This is a genomic window from Brevundimonas sp. EYE_349 (genome assembly GCF_023147505.1).
In the GTDB taxonomy this organism is placed as follows: Bacteria; Pseudomonadota; Alphaproteobacteria; order Caulobacterales; family Caulobacteraceae; genus Brevundimonas.
Map to the genome: position 1 here is coordinate 212299 of NZ_JAHXPB010000004.1, position 14905 is coordinate 227203.

The 14905-nt window shown below is 65.3% G+C and carries 19 protein-coding genes; 8 read left to right on the plus strand and 11 right to left on the minus strand.

Features of this window, described 5'->3' with window-relative positions:
* Nucleotides 1-52 precede the first annotated feature (52 nt).
* Nucleotides 53-526: an SH3 domain-containing protein gene (locus tag KZX42_RS09385; protein ID WP_248118940.1), complete on the plus strand. Its 474-nt coding sequence runs from the start codon at nucleotides 53-55 to the stop codon at nucleotides 524-526.
* Nucleotides 527-584: 58 nt separating this feature from the next.
* Here KZX42_RS09385 and KZX42_RS09390 read toward each other — a convergent pair whose 3' ends face one another.
* From KZX42_RS09390 to KZX42_RS09410, 5 genes are all read right to left on the minus strand, one after another.
* Complete coding sequence (locus tag KZX42_RS09390) at nucleotides 585-1220, minus strand: helix-turn-helix transcriptional regulator (protein WP_248118941.1); 636 nt, start codon at nucleotides 1218-1220, stop codon at nucleotides 585-587.
* Nucleotides 1221-1271: 51 nt separating this feature from the next.
* Entirely contained in the window at nucleotides 1272-1703 is a 432-nt protein-coding gene (locus KZX42_RS09395) for a hypothetical protein (RefSeq protein ID WP_248118942.1), read from the minus strand.
* A 91-nt stretch (nucleotides 1704-1794) separates the two neighbouring features.
* A complete protein-coding gene (locus tag KZX42_RS09400; protein WP_248118943.1) occupies nucleotides 1795-2145 on the minus strand; it encodes a hypothetical protein in 351 nt (116 codons plus the stop codon).
* Between the two features lie 176 nt (nucleotides 2146-2321).
* The gene (locus KZX42_RS09405; protein WP_248118944.1) at nucleotides 2322-2717 is read right to left on the minus strand and encodes a PaaI family thioesterase; all 396 of its coding nucleotides are present in this window, start codon (nucleotides 2715-2717) and stop codon (nucleotides 2322-2324) included.
* On the minus strand, nucleotides 2714-3166 hold the full coding sequence (locus tag KZX42_RS09410) for a PaaI family thioesterase (RefSeq protein WP_248118945.1): 453 nt from the start codon (nucleotides 3164-3166) through the stop codon (nucleotides 2714-2716). The genes KZX42_RS09405 and KZX42_RS09410 overlap by 4 nt, the downstream gene beginning before the upstream one ends.
* Nucleotides 3167-3250: 84 nt before the next feature.
* On the opposite strand from KZX42_RS09410, the gene KZX42_RS09415 reads away from it, so the two are divergent.
* Nucleotides 3251-4282 carry a ligase-associated DNA damage response exonuclease gene (locus KZX42_RS09415; protein ID WP_248118946.1) on the plus strand — a complete coding sequence of 344 codons (1032 nt, stop codon included), beginning with the start codon at nucleotides 3251-3253 and terminating at the stop codon, nucleotides 4280-4282.
* Nucleotides 4283-4288: 6 nt separating this feature from the next.
* On the opposite strand, the gene KZX42_RS09420 is transcribed toward KZX42_RS09415, so the two are convergent.
* The gene (locus tag KZX42_RS09420; protein ID WP_248118947.1) at nucleotides 4289-5908 is read right to left on the minus strand and encodes a response regulator; all 1620 of its coding nucleotides are present in this window, start codon (nucleotides 5906-5908) and stop codon (nucleotides 4289-4291) included.
* Nucleotides 5909-6101: 193 nt separating this feature from the next.
* Between KZX42_RS09420 and queC the strand changes: the two genes are divergently transcribed.
* Genes queC through KZX42_RS09435 form a run of 3 tightly spaced genes read left to right on the plus strand, consistent with a single transcriptional unit; the run spans nucleotide 6102 to nucleotide 7821 of the window.
* On the plus strand, nucleotides 6102-6821 hold the full coding sequence (queC, locus tag KZX42_RS09425; RefSeq protein WP_248118948.1) for a 7-cyano-7-deazaguanine synthase QueC: 720 nt from the start codon (nucleotides 6102-6104) through the stop codon (nucleotides 6819-6821).
* The gene (gene queE / locus KZX42_RS09430; protein WP_248118949.1) at nucleotides 6818-7453 is read left to right on the plus strand and encodes a 7-carboxy-7-deazaguanine synthase; all 636 of its coding nucleotides are present in this window, start codon (nucleotides 6818-6820) and stop codon (nucleotides 7451-7453) included. The genes queC and queE overlap by 4 nt, the downstream gene beginning before the upstream one ends.
* Entirely contained in the window at nucleotides 7453-7821 is a 369-nt protein-coding gene (locus KZX42_RS09435; RefSeq protein WP_248118950.1) for a 6-carboxytetrahydropterin synthase, read from the plus strand. The genes queE and KZX42_RS09435 overlap by 1 nt, the downstream gene beginning before the upstream one ends.
* On the opposite strand, the gene KZX42_RS09440 is transcribed toward KZX42_RS09435, so the two are convergent.
* From KZX42_RS09440 to KZX42_RS09450, 3 genes are read right to left on the minus strand one after another with little or no spacing between them, the layout of a single operon-like run.
* Nucleotides 7818-8573 carry an alpha/beta fold hydrolase gene (locus KZX42_RS09440; RefSeq protein WP_248118951.1) on the minus strand — a complete coding sequence of 252 codons (756 nt, stop codon included), beginning with the start codon at nucleotides 8571-8573 and terminating at the stop codon, nucleotides 7818-7820. The two genes, KZX42_RS09435 and KZX42_RS09440, sit on opposite strands and share 4 nt — an antisense overlap.
* Nucleotides 8518-8796 carry a hypothetical protein gene (locus KZX42_RS09445; RefSeq protein ID WP_248118952.1) on the minus strand — a complete coding sequence of 93 codons (279 nt, stop codon included), beginning with the start codon at nucleotides 8794-8796 and terminating at the stop codon, nucleotides 8518-8520. Before KZX42_RS09445 ends, KZX42_RS09440 begins: the two co-directional genes overlap by 56 nt.
* A 60-nt stretch (nucleotides 8797-8856) precedes the next feature.
* Nucleotides 8857-9714 (minus strand): thioesterase family protein, encoded by an 858-nt coding sequence (locus tag KZX42_RS09450; protein WP_248118953.1) that lies wholly within the window; start codon nucleotides 9712-9714, stop codon nucleotides 8857-8859.
* Between the two features lie 178 nt (nucleotides 9715-9892).
* Here KZX42_RS09450 and KZX42_RS09455 point away from each other — a divergent pair, with 178 nt between their 5' ends.
* Genes KZX42_RS09455 through KZX42_RS09465 form a run of 3 tightly spaced genes read left to right on the plus strand, consistent with a single transcriptional unit; the run spans nucleotide 9893 to nucleotide 11538 of the window.
* Nucleotides 9893-10381: a helix-turn-helix domain-containing protein gene (locus KZX42_RS09455; protein ID WP_248118954.1), complete on the plus strand. Its 489-nt coding sequence runs from the start codon at nucleotides 9893-9895 to the stop codon at nucleotides 10379-10381.
* Between the two features lie 50 nt (nucleotides 10382-10431).
* Nucleotides 10432-11148 carry a YafY family protein gene (locus KZX42_RS09460; RefSeq protein WP_248118955.1) on the plus strand — a complete coding sequence of 239 codons (717 nt, stop codon included), beginning with the start codon at nucleotides 10432-10434 and terminating at the stop codon, nucleotides 11146-11148.
* A 42-nt stretch (nucleotides 11149-11190) separates the two neighbouring features.
* Nucleotides 11191-11538, plus strand: coding sequence for a VOC family protein (locus tag KZX42_RS09465; RefSeq protein WP_248118956.1), 348 nt, complete (start codon nucleotides 11191-11193; stop codon nucleotides 11536-11538).
* A gap of 4 nt (nucleotides 11539-11542) precedes the next feature.
* Here KZX42_RS09465 and KZX42_RS09470 read toward each other — a convergent pair whose 3' ends face one another.
* Both KZX42_RS09470 and KZX42_RS09475 read right to left on the minus strand, forming a co-directional pair.
* Nucleotides 11543-12232, minus strand: coding sequence for a response regulator (locus KZX42_RS09470; RefSeq protein ID WP_248118957.1), 690 nt, complete (start codon nucleotides 12230-12232; stop codon nucleotides 11543-11545).
* 163 nt (nucleotides 12233-12395) lie between these two features.
* The gene (locus tag KZX42_RS09475) at nucleotides 12396-14735 is read right to left on the minus strand and encodes a TonB-dependent receptor (protein ID WP_248118958.1); all 2340 of its coding nucleotides are present in this window, start codon (nucleotides 14733-14735) and stop codon (nucleotides 12396-12398) included.
* Between the last annotated feature and the right edge of the window lie 170 nt (nucleotides 14736-14905).

Consider the following 14905-nt stretch of genomic DNA (forward strand, 5'->3'; position numbering starts at 1 on the left):
TTCGTTCGTGCATTCTCCACCCATCGGCAAACGCGCTGACAGGAGAAGAGTTATGTCGAACAAGATTTTCAAGACCGGTCTGGCCACCGCTGCGGCTCTGGCCGCCATGGTGACCGCCGCCCCGATGGCTGCACAGGCTCAGGCCAACGGCGTCACCAACTGCGACGCCCCCGGCGGTCGCCAGCGTGCGGGCGCCCTGATCGGCGCTGTCGTCGGCGGCGTGGTCGGATCGAACCTGGCCCGTAACGAACGTACAGCCGGCACCATCGTCGGCGCCGGCGCCGGCGCGGCCGCCGGTTCCTACATCGGCTGCAACCAGGAGCGCGCGCGTGCGGCCTCGGTGTCGAACGGCTCGCAATATCGCGCCTCGTCCAACCTGCGCATCCGCAGCGGCCCGGGCACCAACTATCGCACCGCCGGCACGCTTTCGGCGGGTCAGCCCTTCACCGCCATCGGTTCGCAGGGCGAATGGGTGCAGATCGCCGGCGGCGGCTGGGTGAACGCCCACTACGTCACGGCCAACTAAGATCTAGTCGGCTCGATGAGGCCCCGCCGGTTCGCCGCGCGGGGCCTTTGCATGTCCGCTACTGACTGACCCACAGAATGCGCGCCATCCATTCGATGTCGCGTCGGGGCACGATCCGGGGCGGATAATCGGGATTGATGGACGCCAGGGTGACGGTGCGGCTGGTCAGGCTGGCCACCTCTTTGGCGATGGTCTCGCCGGTCATCAATCGCGCGACGACGCGGTCGCCGCGTCGGACACGGGTTTCTTCCTGATCCACTAGAACCCGGTCGCCCTCGCGGTAGAGCGGCGACATCGAATCGCCGTCTATGGTCATGCTGAACAGGGTGTCCTTGGCGCGCGGCAATTCCGTCTGGTCCCAGCCGTCGCCCGTGGGTAGGCCGGCATCGTCGAAAAAGCCGTCGTCGCCCGCCTTGGCCAGGCCAAGCAACGGAACGGTCGCGGGCCGCTCAGGCGCATCCTCGGCCAAGGCCGCGAAGTCCCCCAAGGACACGCCCGTCGCTTGAAGAACCAGGGTCACGCTTTCGGTCGAGGGCCAACGAGGGCGCGGCGGGTCGCCCGCCCCGAACCGTTTGGAGGGATTGAAGCTGGTGGCGTCCAACCCCGCGCGCCGTGCCAGGCCCGATGGCGTCAGACCTTCTCGCCGCGCCAGATTATCGACGGCTTTCCAAAGTTTGGCATGCGACAGCGGCATGGCGTCCCAACGACTGATTCGCCACAGGATAGGCGTTAAGGATAGGAATTTCTACCTATTAAGTTCCGCTGCGTGGCGGTCTTGCCATGAGAAGAAAGTGCCGACGATCATAAAGCCGATAATAAGATAGCTGTTAAGATTCATCACGGTAATAAGCGAAGCCAGTAAAACTGGCTGCTTGGTAAGTATCATTATGTGACACATCACCGTGATTAGCTGAATGCCGCTAACCCATACTGGCCATGATCGCCGATATCGCCAGGAAAGGCCGACAAAAACAAAAAGAGCGACGACGTCGATCAAGAAAAGACCGACCGGCATTCCGCGAAAGCCGCTGTTTTCTTGAAGAATGATCGAGGCAAACCAAGCGAAAAGATATGCGCCCGCGCCGAAGCGCTCCGCTTGTCCGCCTTTCAAGAAAGCGAACAGCGCCATGCCGACCATGAAGACCGCGCCGAAGACTACGTAGACGATATTGAGCATGGCAAATCGCCCCCGTGCAAAAATGCGCGGGGGCGATAATGACCGAACTCAAGACAAACGGAAGTCGGGGTGAGCTAAGCTTACCAACAATTCACGCGACGCGGTGCAGGTGCGTCGGCGTCAAGGCAGCCTTCGGGTCCAGCCAATCGTCAGGCTTGGCGATTGGGCCGGCGGCGTAGGTGCCGTAGCCCAGGCGACGGTGGTCCTTTTGCAGTTCGGCGTGGCAGGCGACGATGGATTCGCGCGCGGCCGACAAGGCGGCGATGGTTTCCATGGCCTTGGCCTGAGACATCGTGCCGCTGACCGGCGACAGCGAAAGTGCGGCGCGGGCGCCGATGAAGGATTGAACCAGGGTCGTCGCCTGAGTGATCGCGGCGTCGATCGCGAGTTCGGTAGCATGCAGATCGCCAGCAACGCTGGTGACGACTTCAGTCCGGTCCATGAGAGCCCCTCAAGGTGTGGTTAAAGAGGTGTTATGGTTATCACGTCTTAACCTTGTTTGATAGGGGTATGTTCATACCTCATGACAATCGCGCGTTGAGATGCGCGTCATCGCTGTCGCTTGAATGTCAGGAGCGAAGGGCATCTGGCGCCAATCGCCTCTTCGCGCCCTGACCATCAGTTCCGGTTGTCGAGCAGGAAGTGTGCGGTCAGACTGGCGATGGGCTGTGAACGTTCTTCTTGCCAAGCCTCGGCCTGGACATGGGCCAGACGGCGGCCAGCGCGGCTGATCCTGGCCCGGGCGAAGACGTCGATGGGCCGCCCGGTGCGGAGATAGGCCACCGTGACGTTGATCGGACGGGGCAGGCGCGCACTGGGAAAGGCCAGGGCCAGTTGGGCCATGGCGGTCATCTCCAGCAGGGCGGCCGTCGAACCACCGTGCAGCGCCGGCAGCATCGGATTGCCGATCAACTTGTCCGCGAACGGCATGATCACAGTGATCTCGTCGCCGCTGACGAGCGTTTTCAGACCCAGGAAACGGGCGTAGGGCAGGGTGGCGAGGGTATCGGTCATGCGGCCGCTCCGACGAGGCGTTCGCGAGACGGATTGAAGATGTAGGCCGACTGGGCCGCCGCCACCGGGTCGGACGGATCGTCCTCGAAGGCCCAGGCCCGCACGAAGGCGATGGTGTGGGTCATGCGATAGCAAACGCCCTGAGCCAACAGATCTCGATGCGGCCGGGCGGCGCGCATATAGTCCACGCGCAAGTCGACCGTGGCGACGGGTTGGAAGGCGTCTAGGGCCGTCCAGACGGCCAGGCCGCCGATATGATCCAGCAGGGTCGTGACCAGACCGCCGGCGAACACGCCGCTGTCGGGATCGCCCACCAGATCCTCGCGCCAGGGCACACGAATGCGCGGCTCGCCATCGTGCAGGCCGTCGAAGGCGAAGCCCAGCGCTCCGGTATGGGCCGCGCCAGCCGCGAGTTGGGGCAGGATGGAGGTCAGGAAGCTGTCGGACATCAAGCAGGACGGCCTTTCGGGCGCGGTTTGCGGATGGTCCTGTATGGATCGGCGACCGGACGGCGTCGAGTGCGTTAGGGAGCCATGATCCGAGCCGAAGACCTGCTGCACCCGACGCCTGCGGGCCTCTATTGCCCGCCAGGCGACTTCTATGTCGATCCGGTGCGTCCGGTGGATCGGGCGGTGATAACCCATGGTCATTCCGATCACGCGCGGGCGGGACACGGGGCCGTGCTGGCGACGCGGCAGACACTGGCGATCATGGCCGAGCGCTATGGCGCCGATTTCACCGGCCAGGCCCAGTCGGTCGAATATAGTCAGGCGACGGCGATCAACGGCGTCGACCTAAGGCTGGCGCCGGCGGGTCATGTGCTTGGCTCGGCCCAAGTCGAGGTGCGCTGGAAGGGACTGACCATGGTCGTTTCCGGCGACTACAAGCGCCGCCGCGATCCGACCTGCGCGCCGTTCGAGCCGATCCCGTGTCATGTCTTCATTTCCGAGGCGACTTTCGGCCTGCCCGTGTTCAGCCATCCGCCCGCCGAAGAGGAGGTGGGGCGGCTGGTGCGCTCCCTAGGTCAGTTCCCGGAGAGGGCGCATCTGGTCGGGGCTTATGCGCTGGGCAAGGCGCAACGCATCATTCGTCTGCTGCGTGAAGCAGGGTGGGAGCGACCCATATATTATCACGGTGCGATGGAGCGGTTGAACGCCCTTTACGAACGCGAAGGCGTTGACCTGGGGCCGCTGTTGCCGACGCGCGACCTGCCCAGGAACGCCTTGGGCGGCGAGGTCGCCATCGCGCCGCCGTCGGCCATTCAGGATCGCTGGGCGCGCCGGTTCGCCGACCCGGTCACGGCCTTCGCCTCGGGTTGGATGGGGGTGAAGGCCCGTGCGCGTCAGAGGGGTGTGGAACTGCCCCTGATCGTGTCCGACCATGCTGACTGGAACGAACTGACGGCGACCTTCATCGAACTGAAGCCCGAGGAGGTCTGGATAACCCATGGCCGCGAGGAGGGTCTGTTGCGCTGGGCGGAGATCAATGGACAGAAGGCCAGAGCGCTACGTCTTGTCGGCTATGACGAGGAGGACGAGGAGGCGTTGGACGTCAGGCCGGATTGAGACGGGTCAGGCGGCTGATCGGCCCGATGCATCCTCGTTTTCGACGTCCTGCGCCACCGCCAAGGCGGCGTTCATGGCCATGCGCAGGCGTTCGGGCTTGATCGGCTTTTCGACCACCGCCGCCATGCCGATGGACAGATAGTGTTTGGCGTCTTCCGGGTCGGCGTTGGCGGTCAGGGCCACGATAGGCACGCGGCCGACGGGAGCGGGCAGGGCGCGAATAGCCTGTGTCGCCTGAACCCCGTCCATGCGCGGCATCTTGATGTCCATCAGGACCAGATCGTAGCGGCTTTCCTGAACGGCTTGCAGCGCCTCCAGCCCGTCCTCGGCCAACTCGGAACTGCAGCCGAACATTTCGCAAAGCGCCTGGGCGACCACGCGGTTGGTGGCGTTGTCGTCAACGATCAGAATGTGCGGCGCCGCCGTAAGGTCGAAACTGGCCAGGTCGGCGACATTCGATTGGACCTCAGCCTCCACCGCCGCGCGGGGGGCGGTCAGGTCGAAGGCGAAGGTGGCGCCACGTCCCTTGTTGTTTTCGGCCCAAATCCGACCGCCCATTCGGTCGATGACCTGGCGGCAGATAGAGAGGCCAAGACCGGCGCCGTCGGGCCCCGAGCCATGGACGAAGGGTTCGAAGATGGAATCGACCCGGTCGACATCCACGCCGGGTCCGTCGTCGCGAACGCGGGCTTCCATACGTATGCCGTCGCCTTCGACCCAGGCCTTCAGCCCGGCTTCGACCACGCCGTTGCGGGCGAACTTCAGCGCATTGCCGATCAGATTGTTGAACACCTGTTTCAGGCGAACGCCGTCGATCACGGCCGCCAGTTCGGTGTCGCCCTCATAGCCGACCAGAAGGGTCACGCCGTCCTGAGAGGCGCGGGGCTCCCACATCGACTGGATGTCGTCCATGAGGGCGCGCAGAGCCGTCGGCGTGCTGGCCAGCTCCAGCTCGCCCGCCTCGGCCTTGGACAGGTCAACCGCGTCCTGAAGGATGCGCAGCAGGGTCTCGGACGAATCCACTATGGTTTGGACATGCGCCTGGGCTGTGGCCGTCAGGGGCTGGCGGCGCAGCAGTTCGGCGACCGCCAGCACGCCGTTCATCGGCGTGCGCAGTTCATGGCTCATGATGGCCAGGAACTGACTCTTGGCGCGAGCGGCGGCGATCGCCTGGGCGCGGGTGTCGCTGAGGATGGCGGCCTGTTCGGCCAGCTGTTCGTTCTGTTCGCGTTGGCGCGTATTGACCGCTTGCAGCAGGGTCGCGGCGGTGCCGACACCGGAATAGGCGCCGTTGCGGGTCACGATGAAGCCCCGCAGCAAGGCTGCGGGGCCGCCCTTCAGCATGATGTCGCAAAAGGCGTCGATGCGAACGCCGGCTTCCACCACCGCCGGTTCGGCGTCCATGGCGAAGGTGATGGGGTGAAGGTCGTAAAGGGCGTGGCCGAACCGCGCGGCGATCTTTTCCAGAAAGGCGGTGCGCTCGACCAGGCCGACGGGGCGGTCGCCATCGACGACGGGTATGACCAGCGTGTCTGGTTCGCGTTCGAAACGCGCCAGCACCTCGCACCCAAGCGTCGTCGGAGCCACCGGCTTTGGACGCTCGGAAAGGGTTTCGATGGTCGGCATACTGCCCGGAACTCCTACTCGTTTTGAGTATAAGCCTGAAATCGCTTGCCGATTGGTTAAGCTGCGGCAAGCGCGACGCAAATCCGCCCTTTTTGCCCCCGGCGAGGGTCTGGTGTATGAGGCCCGCCCGACCCAATTAGGTCTCCATCCTTTTGTCCATGCGCGCGGCCGACCGGCCGACCGCAGGTTTGTCATGAGCGTCATCCTGGAAAAGACCCCAAAAACGGCCCTGGTCCTGTTCTCAGGCGGACAGGACAGCGCGACCTGTCTGGCCTGGGCGCTGGAGCGGTTCGACCGGGTCGAGACGGTGGGCTTCGACTATGGCCAGCGCCATGCGGTCGAGATGCAGGCGCGCCAGACGGTGCGCGACAGCATGACGAAGGCGCTGTCGCAGTGTGCGCATCGTCTGGGCGACGATCATGTGGTGGACCTGACCGGATACGGCCGGATCGCCGAGAGCGCCCTGACGGCAGACCGCCAGATCGAGATGGACGCTCGCGGCTTGCCGACCACCTTCGTGCCCGGTCGCAACCTGATCTTCCTAGTCGCGGCGGCGGCGCTGGCGGACCGGCGCGGGCTGGAGGTGCTGGTCGGCGGCATGTGCGAAACGGACTATTCCGGCTATCCCGACTGTCGTCATGAGACGATGGTGGCGATGGCGCGAGCGCTTTCGCTGGGGCTGGACAAGCCGGTGGTGATCGAGACGCCGCTGATGTGGCTGACGAAGGCCCAGACATGGGAGTTGGCGCAGCAGATCGGCGGGACCGATCTGGTCGAGCTGATCATCGAGGACAGCCACACCTGCTATCAGGGCGACCGAACGCACCGTCACGCCTGGGGCTACGGCTGCGGCGAATGCCCGGCTTGCGAACTGCGCGCAGCCGGTCACGCGGAATGGATAGCCTCAAGATGACCTATTCGGCCAAGGAGGTCTTTCTGACCGTGCAGGGCGAGGGCGGACAGGCGGGGCGGCCTGCGGTCTTTCTGCGTTTCGCCGGCTGCAATCTGTGGAGCGGGCGCGAGCAGGATCGGGCGAATGCGGTGTGCACCTTCTGCGATACCGATTTCGTCGGCGTGGACGGCGGCGGGGGCGGCAAGTTCACGACGGCGGACCTGTTGGCCGATCATGTGGCGTCGCTGTGGCGTGGACGCGAGGGCGATCCGAAACTGGTGGTCTGCACCGGCGGTGAACCTCTGCTGCAGCTGGATGCGCCGCTGATCGCGGCTCTGCATGCGCGCGGGTTTGAAATCGCCATAGAATCGAACGGCACGCTTGCGGCGCCCGACGGCATCGACTGGATCTGCGTCAGCCCCAAGGCGGATGCGCCGGTCGTCCAGACGCGCGGGCAGGAGTTGAAGCTGGTCTTTCCGCAGGACAAGGCCATGCCCGACCGGTTCGAGCATCTGGATTTCGAACGCTTCTGGCTGCAGCCGATGGATGGGCCGGATCAGGTCGCGAACACCGCCGCCGCCATCGAATACTGCCTGACCCATCCCCAATGGCGCCTCAGCGTCCAGACCCACAAATATATCGGCGTCCGCTAATGCCCGTCTTCGAGATCACCAAACAGGCCACGTTTGACGCCGCCCACCACTTCCCCAACGAACCCGAGGGCAGCATCTATCGCCGCGTCCACGGCCATTCCTTCACGGTCGAGGCGACGGTGCGGTCAGAGGTGCTGGATGTCGAACACGGATGGGTGGCGGACCTGGGCGCGCTGGACCGGGCGCTGAAGGCGGCGGCCGAGACGCTGGACCATGGGATGCTGAACGAGCATGCGGGGCTGGAGCTGCCCAGCCTGGAGAACCTGTGCCTGTGGTTCGTGGCGCAGTTGAAGCCCGAATGGCCCGGCCTGTGCCGCATTCAGGTGGCGCGTCCCACCATCAACGAGCGGTGTGCGCTGAGCCTTTAGGCGGCCAGCCATTCCGCCAGCGCCTTGTTGACGGCGGCCGGCTGTTCCAGCGTCGAGGCGTGGCCGCAGTCGGCGACGACGACCAGGCAGGCGTCGGGCAGGGCGTCGGCCATCTCTCGCGAGCGGATCGGCGGGGTCAGGGGATCGCGGTCGCCGACCAGAACCAGCGTGGGAATGCGGATGGCGGGCAGGTCGGGGCGTGAGTCGGCCCGTTTGATGCTGGCCTTCTGCTGGCGGATGAAGCCTGCAACGCCGATTTCCAGCCCCATGCGGACCTGGGTGTCGATCAGCGTCTGATCGTCCTTGTGTAGCGGATGCACCAGACGCGGCGAGACTTCTCGCAGCAGGACTTCGAGTTCACCGGCATCAACCCGTTCGATCAGGGCTTGTCGCTGCACCGTCTGTTCCGGCGCATCGGGACGGGCGGTGGTGCTCAGCAGGGCCAGCCGTTCCACGCGTTCCTGCGCCTGCCGCAGGATTTCAAACGCGATGTAGCCGCCCATTGAAATGCCACCGAGTGCAAACCGGGGCGGGGCGTCGCGCAGGATGGCGGCGGCCATCTGGGCCATGCTGTCGCCTTCCACAATCGAGGCGACGGTAACCGGCCTGTGCGGGCTGAGCGCCGCGATCTGAGGGACGAACATCTCGGCCGTGCAGGCCAGGCCGGGGATCAGGACCAGCGGCGTGATCGCAGCCTCAGCATCTGCGGCCCTGGCGTTGGCGCTGTTCGCAACGGCGTTGTTCACGTTCATAATCGCGTGCCTCACGTTCCCGCTTCAAGCGGGTTTCCTCGTCCGAGGTCGTGACGGCGTCGAAGCCCGCGCCGACCACCGCGCCCGTGGCCTTGGCCGTGCCCCCGACCACGGCGGCGGTTCCGCCAACGACCGCGCCGACCAGACAGCCCTGGAGCGACAGACAGCCCGCGGCGATCAGGACGGCCTGAGAGAGGTGGAACAGGGGAGTTCGACGGCGCATGAGGACGGCTCCAGAGATGCGGAATAGTCGCCGATAATGATGAACGAGGCCTGACCCGGCTCAGCCGCTGCGTTGCGGCAGCAGTTTGCGCCGCTGTCGAGACAGGGCCAGCGGAACGCCGTCCGCGCCCCAGGCCGTCGCCTCGTCCACCGTCCAGCCCAGACCCAGGTCCAGCATCCTGAACTCGAAAAAGGCCCAACCGTCCAGCGCGTTCTCGGGAGTGGGGTCGTTAAGGATATCGATCCGCAGGTCCACCGTCGTCATCGGCGCCGGCGTCTTCGATAGGGTCCAGGCGGGCGGATAGAGGGCGTCGAGCAGGTAGCACAGCCCCACCTCGTCCAGCGCGCGTTTATCCGCCATCCGCATCCAAGTCCGTTCGACCGCCGCCTTGCCCGCATTCCCGCCCAGGATATTGGGACCCCCGTCGAACCGATATTCCACGTGCCGAGAGAAATGCGGGGCCATCGGACCGTGAATGGTCGCTCGGGGATTCAAACTGTCCCGCGGCGGGGGCGGGCGGTGGAGCGGCGACACCGCTGGCGTCTGGGCGTCCAAGCCATAGGTGCCGGTGGCATGGTGGGTCATGCGCCCGTCCTGTTCGGCTTCGACGGCCGCATAGACGACGTTTCTTCCGCCCCGCAGCAACCGGGACCGAAAGGCGACCTGTTCGTCAAAGGTCGCCGCCGACAGATACTGCACCGACAGGGATCGCAGCGCGGGGTTCAGGCCCAGTCCCTCACGCATGGACCGGGCGCACATCGCCGCAAGCAGCCCACCGAACGGAAAGCCTTTCTGGGGCGGCAGCGACAACGGACCGTTGGAAAAACATCCCGGCACAGGCGCGGACAAGCCGCCGTCGGCGAGCGTTTGAAAAGCCAGGGCGGCGTCGAGCGACACGGGCGATTGAACATCGGACATGGCGCGATCCTGCGTCAGGCGAAAGAGCGGCGGAAGCCCGAAATCCAGAGCTTCCGCCAGTCGAAGGAACAGGCGAACGAACCGGGCGGCTCGAACGTCCGTTGCCAAACAAGACTGACCGAGAGGGTTTGGATTTGCAACCCTTGCCAAACGGCTGACGCGGGGTCACTTTCCATCCATGGGACGCACCGCCGACTACAGCCGCCAAAGCTGCTCCATCGCCGCCACTCTTGAGGTGATCGGCGATCCGTGGACCCTTCTGGTCATCCGCGACGCCTTCAACGGCGTCAGCCGTTTCGAACAGTGGCAGGAGAACCTGGGCGTGGCGCGCAACGTCCTGGCTTCGCGTCTGAAAAGCCTGGTCCAGCATGGCGTGCTGGAGCCGCGCCTCTATTCCGAGCGCCCGCCTCGCAACGAATATGTGCTGACGGCCAAGGGCAAGGATTTGTACGGTGTGCTGGTCACCCTGCACGGCTGGGGCGCCAAACATGTCTATGGCGACGCCGACAGCGGCATCGACATGATTCACAAGACCTGCGGCCACACCCTGACGCCCCGCATCGCCTGCGGCTGCTGCGGCGAAATCGTGAAGCCGCGCGACATCAAACTGACCCGGGCCGAAAACCGACCCACCGTCGGCGACGTCATGCCCAAGGAAGCGGCCTGATCGACGCTTCTGCTGCCAGTTCTCGGCAGGATGTCTGCTAAGATCGTCGGGTGTCCCGCTCCGAGCGTCTTCTCGATCTGCTGAACGTCTTGCGTCGTCATCGGCGGCCGGTGAGCGGACGCGCCTTGGCCGAAGAGATGGGCGTCAGCCTGCGGACGCTTTATCGCGACATCGCCAGTCTGCAGGCGCAAGGGGCGACGATCGAGGGGGAGGCGGGGGTCGGCTATGTTTTGAAGCCCGGCTTCATGCTGCCGCCGTTGATGTTCACGCCGGAAGAGATCGAGGCCCTGGTGCTGGGGTCGCGGTGGGTGGCGGACCGGGCCGACCCACGGATGCGCGACGCGGCCTTGGCGGCTTTGGGTCGGATTTCGGCGGTGCTTCCGTCCGATCTGCGCGAGGAGATGGACACCTCGGCCTTGTTGGTCGTGCCGGGTGCGCCTTTCCCTGTCGATGCGGTCGATCCGGCCCTGCTGCGAAAGGCCATCCGCACGGAGCGGCGGCTGAGACTGTGTTATCGCGACGAGGCGGGGGCGGCGTCGGAGCGACTGGTCTGGCCCTTCGCCCTGGCCTTCTTCGACCGGGTGCGCCTGCTGATCGCTTGGTGCGAGCTGCGCGACGACTTCCGCAGTTTCCGCACCGACCGGATCGTGGAGGCCGAGGTGATGGAGGGCCGCTATCCCGCCCGACGCCAAGGCCTGATGAAGCGCTGGAAAGAATTGCACGAGCGCGCCCACGCGCGGCATCATGCTGACGGAAACTGGCAGTAACCGCCGATAGTCTGTCCTCTGTCGAAACGAGGGAGAGGGCCTATGGGCGAGATCGAGGACATTCTGCTGACCGTGGCCGACCCGGAGGTCAGCGCGCGCTTCTATGCAGGTCTGTTGGGGCGCCAGCCGCTGGTGACGCGGCCGGATCGGGCGCTGTTCAAGCTGAGTTCGGGTCGTGCGCTGGGCCTGATGCGGCGCAGCGGGGAGGGCGGTTCGGTCCGCGAGATCGATTTTCCAATGGACGGCGTAGCGGCGGTCGATCAGGCCCATATCGATTGGTGGGATCGCGGCGCGCGCATACTGACGCCGCCTCATGATCTGGGATGTGGTCGCAGCTTCGTCGCCGGCGACCCGGACGGACATCGTTTGCGGGTGTTCGCGCCGGCGTAAGGCGTCAGGCCTCCGCCTCCAGGCGATAGCCGACGCCGCGCACATTGGTCAGCAGGCCGGCGGCGTCGGCGCCCTCCAGCTTGCGGCGCAGGTGGCTGACATGGCTGTCGATGGTGCGTTCCAGCACCGCCTGGTTGTCGAAACAAGCCTGCATGATCTCGCTTCGGCTGAAGACGCGCAGCGGCGTGCGGGCCATGTGCGCCAGTATGCGGAACTCGGTCAGGGTCAGGTCCAGCCGGCGCCGCCCCCCTGTGTTCAGCACCGCCGCCATATAGTTCTCCAACTGGACCTCCAGCGGGCCGACACGCAGCACCTTGGCGTTTCGTCCTCCGGTCGCGCGACGCAGGATGGATTGCACGCGGGCGGCCACCTCGACCGGATCGGAGCGGCGGGTCAGATGGTCGTCGGCGCCGATGCGCAGCGCCTGCAGCCGATGATGGGGCTGATCCTGTTCGCCGATCATGACGACCGGCGTGTCGCCGCGCCGCCGCAACTCGCCCAACACGTCCCAGCCGTCGCGCAAGGGCAGAGCCACCGACAGCAGCACCAGGTCGGGCTTCAGAGCGGCGTGCAACTCTATGGCCTGTTGCCCGTCGTCGGCGACGACGGTGCGAAGACCCTCGCGACGCAGGGCCGCATCCAGCGTCTCGACGCTTTCGCGGTCGTCATCGGCGATCAGGATCAGGCTGCTCATGGGGTCTCCGTCGCCGCCATGACCGGCGTCCGCGCCGAAATCCAGCAAAACCGGGCGCCTTCGGACAAGTTTCATCGCCCCGTCGCAAAGGCTTCACGCAGACGAAGAAAAACCCCCTCCCGCCGAGGCGGAAGGGGGCCAGTGGTCGTTCGGGAGGAACGTCTCAGTAGGAGGCGCGCAACTCGATGCCGAAGGTGCGCGGATTGTTGAAGTTGCCGTAGTCGCCCAGGGTGTTCCGGTTCGACGGGTCGCGGCGATAGACGTAGGTCTCGTCAAGCAGGTTGCGCGACCACAGGGCCACTTCCAGCAGCGGGCCGCCGTCACGGGTGGTGATGTCGGCGATGGCGACGCGAGCGTTCACCACGAAGGACGAGTCGTTTTTGATCTCGAACTGCTCGAAGCTGTGGTTGGCGTCGGCGTAGTTGGCGTCGACGTGGGCCTTCAGGGTCGCGCCCATGAAGGGCGAGTTCCAGTCGGCCGCGAAGCTGGCGGCGTTTTCCGGCGTGTAGGCGATAAAGACCTTCTGGGTCTGGCCGTTGAAGGGGTTCACCGTGTCCGGCACCTTGGCGTCCGTGTAGGCGTAGGAGGCCGACAGGGTCAGGTTGTCGGTCGCGCGGAACTGACCTTCCAGCTCCAGACCACGGATTTTAGTGGTGCCGGGGGCGTTGATCGTCTCCAGCGTGTTGCGGGTCGACGCGCCCTGGACGGTGACCAGGCTGAAGTCGATCTGGCTGTCGGTGCGGTTCATCGCATAGATGGCCGCGTTCAGGCGGACGCGACGGTCGAACAGGTCGCTCTTCAGACCCAGTTCATAGGCTTTCACCTCTTCGGGATCGAACGAACGATAGGTCAGCGAGCGCGAGGAGGCGCCGCCGGCGCGATAGCCGGTCGAATATTTGCCGTAGACGTTGATGCTGTCGGTGACGTCATAGGCCAGGGTGACCAGCGGGTCGAAGCGATCGACCTTGGAGTTGAACCGCAGCACGCCCTTCACGCCATTGACGATCGGCAGGTCATTGTTGACCAACTCCAGCACGCCGTCCTTGTCATCCCAGGTGTAGCGGCCGCCGACCGTCAGGTGCAGGGCGTCCATGCTGGCCGGGGTCCAGGTGGCCTGACCGTAGATGGCCTTGGACTCCGAATGGGCGGTCGACTTGCGGTCCATCGAGCGGAAGCCGCGGATGGTCGGGGTCGGATCCAGGATGGTGTAGCCCGTGCCGTCGGCGTTCCACTGGTTCGTCGAAGGCGTCGAGGCGTCGTCGGACACCGTTTCCTTGAAGTAGAAGACGCCGCCGACGTAGTCGATGCTGTCACCCAGCGAACCGACGGCCTGCAGTTCCTGGCTGAACTGGTGCTGCCAGAAGCCGGCCAGCGAATAGCGGCTGAACTTGCCGTTCGGACCGACGACGGGCGGGCGGTGGGCGCCGGCGATGTTGTCGTACTGTTCGACGTCCAGATCGCGGTAGGCGGTGATCGAACGGATTTCCAGGGCGTCGGTCGGACGATACGACATGTGCAGATCGACGCCGCGCGTGTCGTCCACGCTCCACTGCTGGGGCACGCCGATGTCGGCCTGGGTCATGCGCTTGGAGCCTTCGACCTGAACCAGGGGCGACAGGCCGCGGATGCTGCCAGACGGCACAGAGGCCGAAGTGAACGGCACGACGGTCAGCCCGTTCGGGTTGAAGTTCAGCAGTTGGCTGTAGAACGGGGTGTTCTTGTCCTTGCCGACATCGGCGGCCAGGTCGGCGGTGAAGTTCTCGCTGGGCGTCCAGCGCGTCTGGAAGCGCAGGCCGCGACGGTCGTATTGGCCAAAGCCCGTTTCGCCCGGCAGGATGTTCTCGGTCACCGGACCCTGGACCTGCAGCACGCCGTCCACCTTGAAGGCGAAGTCGCCAATGGCGGGGAAGTCGACGTGCAGTTCGGAGTTGTAGGATTCCAGATTGCCGACGCCCGCGATGGCCCGCATGCCGAAGACGCCCGTGGGCTTCTTGGTGACCAGCGACAGGGCGCCGCCTTCGGTGTTGCGGCCGAACAGGGTGCCTTGCGGACCCTTCAGCACTTCGACGCGCTCGATGTCGAGGAGGGCGGAGGCCAGGCCGTGCTGGCGGGCCAGATAGACGCCGTCGACATAGACGCCGACGCCCTGCTCACGGGCGGGCTGGTTGGCGTCGTTCGGCACGATGCCGCGAATGCCGATGGTCAGGGCGGACTGACGGGCCTCGAATGTGGCCACGCGCAGCGACGGCACCGCGCCGTCGGCCAGATCCATCAGGCTCTGGACGTGGCGGTTCTGAAGCGCCTCGGAGTTCACCACCGAGATGGAGATCGGCGTATCCTGCAGATTGGTCTCGCGCTTGGTGGCGGTCACGACGATGTCGTCCAGGCCGACGGGCGAATTGGCGGCGGGCGCCGGAGCGGTCTGGGCGAGGGCGGTGACGGGCGCGGCGAGAAGCGCGGTCCCCAGCAGCAGCTGAAGGCGCAGTTTGGTTTGACGGTGCATTTATATCCCCTGCTTAGTCGAGCCGGGGATTACGCCGCCTTTGCGATATGCAGTTCACAGGCGCGCGACACTGGGATGCAGGTTTGATGTCTATCGCTAAGCCCGACGTCCGATAAAAATCCAACCAATCTCCACACAGTCTCCACAAATCTCATGAGGGAAGCCAGGGT

Excerpts from the sequence above, each read along its gene's own strand:
- KZX42_RS09385 (WP_248118940.1), top strand. The coding sequence starts at position 53 with ATGTCGAACAAGATTTTCAAGACCGGTCTGGCCACCGCTGCGGCTCTG.
- KZX42_RS09390 (WP_248118941.1), bottom strand. The coding sequence starts at position 1,220 with ATGCCGCTGTCGCATGCCAAACTTTGGAAAGCCGTCGATAATCTGGCG.
- KZX42_RS09395 (WP_248118942.1), bottom strand. The coding sequence starts at position 1,703 with ATGCTCAATATCGTCTACGTAGTCTTCGGCGCGGTCTTCATGGTCGGC.
- KZX42_RS09400 (WP_248118943.1), bottom strand. The coding sequence starts at position 2,145 with ATGGACCGGACTGAAGTCGTCACCAGCGTTGCTGGCGATCTGCATGCT.
- KZX42_RS09405 (WP_248118944.1), bottom strand. The coding sequence starts at position 2,717 with ATGACCGATACCCTCGCCACCCTGCCCTACGCCCGTTTCCTGGGTCTG.
- KZX42_RS09410 (WP_248118945.1), bottom strand. The coding sequence starts at position 3,166 with ATGTCCGACAGCTTCCTGACCTCCATCCTGCCCCAACTCGCGGCTGGC.
- KZX42_RS09415 (WP_248118946.1), top strand. The coding sequence starts at position 3,251 with ATGATCCGAGCCGAAGACCTGCTGCACCCGACGCCTGCGGGCCTCTAT.
- KZX42_RS09420 (WP_248118947.1), bottom strand. The coding sequence starts at position 5,908 with ATGCCGACCATCGAAACCCTTTCCGAGCGTCCAAAGCCGGTGGCTCCG.
- queC (WP_248118948.1), top strand. The coding sequence starts at position 6,102 with ATGAGCGTCATCCTGGAAAAGACCCCAAAAACGGCCCTGGTCCTGTTC.
- queE (WP_248118949.1), top strand. The coding sequence starts at position 6,818 with ATGACCTATTCGGCCAAGGAGGTCTTTCTGACCGTGCAGGGCGAGGGC.
- KZX42_RS09435 (WP_248118950.1), top strand. The coding sequence starts at position 7,453 with ATGCCCGTCTTCGAGATCACCAAACAGGCCACGTTTGACGCCGCCCAC.
- KZX42_RS09440 (WP_248118951.1), bottom strand. The coding sequence starts at position 8,573 with ATGAACGTGAACAACGCCGTTGCGAACAGCGCCAACGCCAGGGCCGCA.
- KZX42_RS09445 (WP_248118952.1), bottom strand. The coding sequence starts at position 8,796 with ATGCGCCGTCGAACTCCCCTGTTCCACCTCTCTCAGGCCGTCCTGATC.
- KZX42_RS09450 (WP_248118953.1), bottom strand. The coding sequence starts at position 9,714 with ATGTCCGATGTTCAATCGCCCGTGTCGCTCGACGCCGCCCTGGCTTTT.
- KZX42_RS09455 (WP_248118954.1), top strand. The coding sequence starts at position 9,893 with ATGGGACGCACCGCCGACTACAGCCGCCAAAGCTGCTCCATCGCCGCC.
- KZX42_RS09465 (WP_248118956.1), top strand. The coding sequence starts at position 11,191 with ATGGGCGAGATCGAGGACATTCTGCTGACCGTGGCCGACCCGGAGGTC.
- KZX42_RS09470 (WP_248118957.1), bottom strand. The coding sequence starts at position 12,232 with ATGAGCAGCCTGATCCTGATCGCCGATGACGACCGCGAAAGCGTCGAG.
- KZX42_RS09475 (WP_248118958.1), bottom strand. The coding sequence starts at position 14,735 with ATGCACCGTCAAACCAAACTGCGCCTTCAGCTGCTGCTGGGGACCGCG.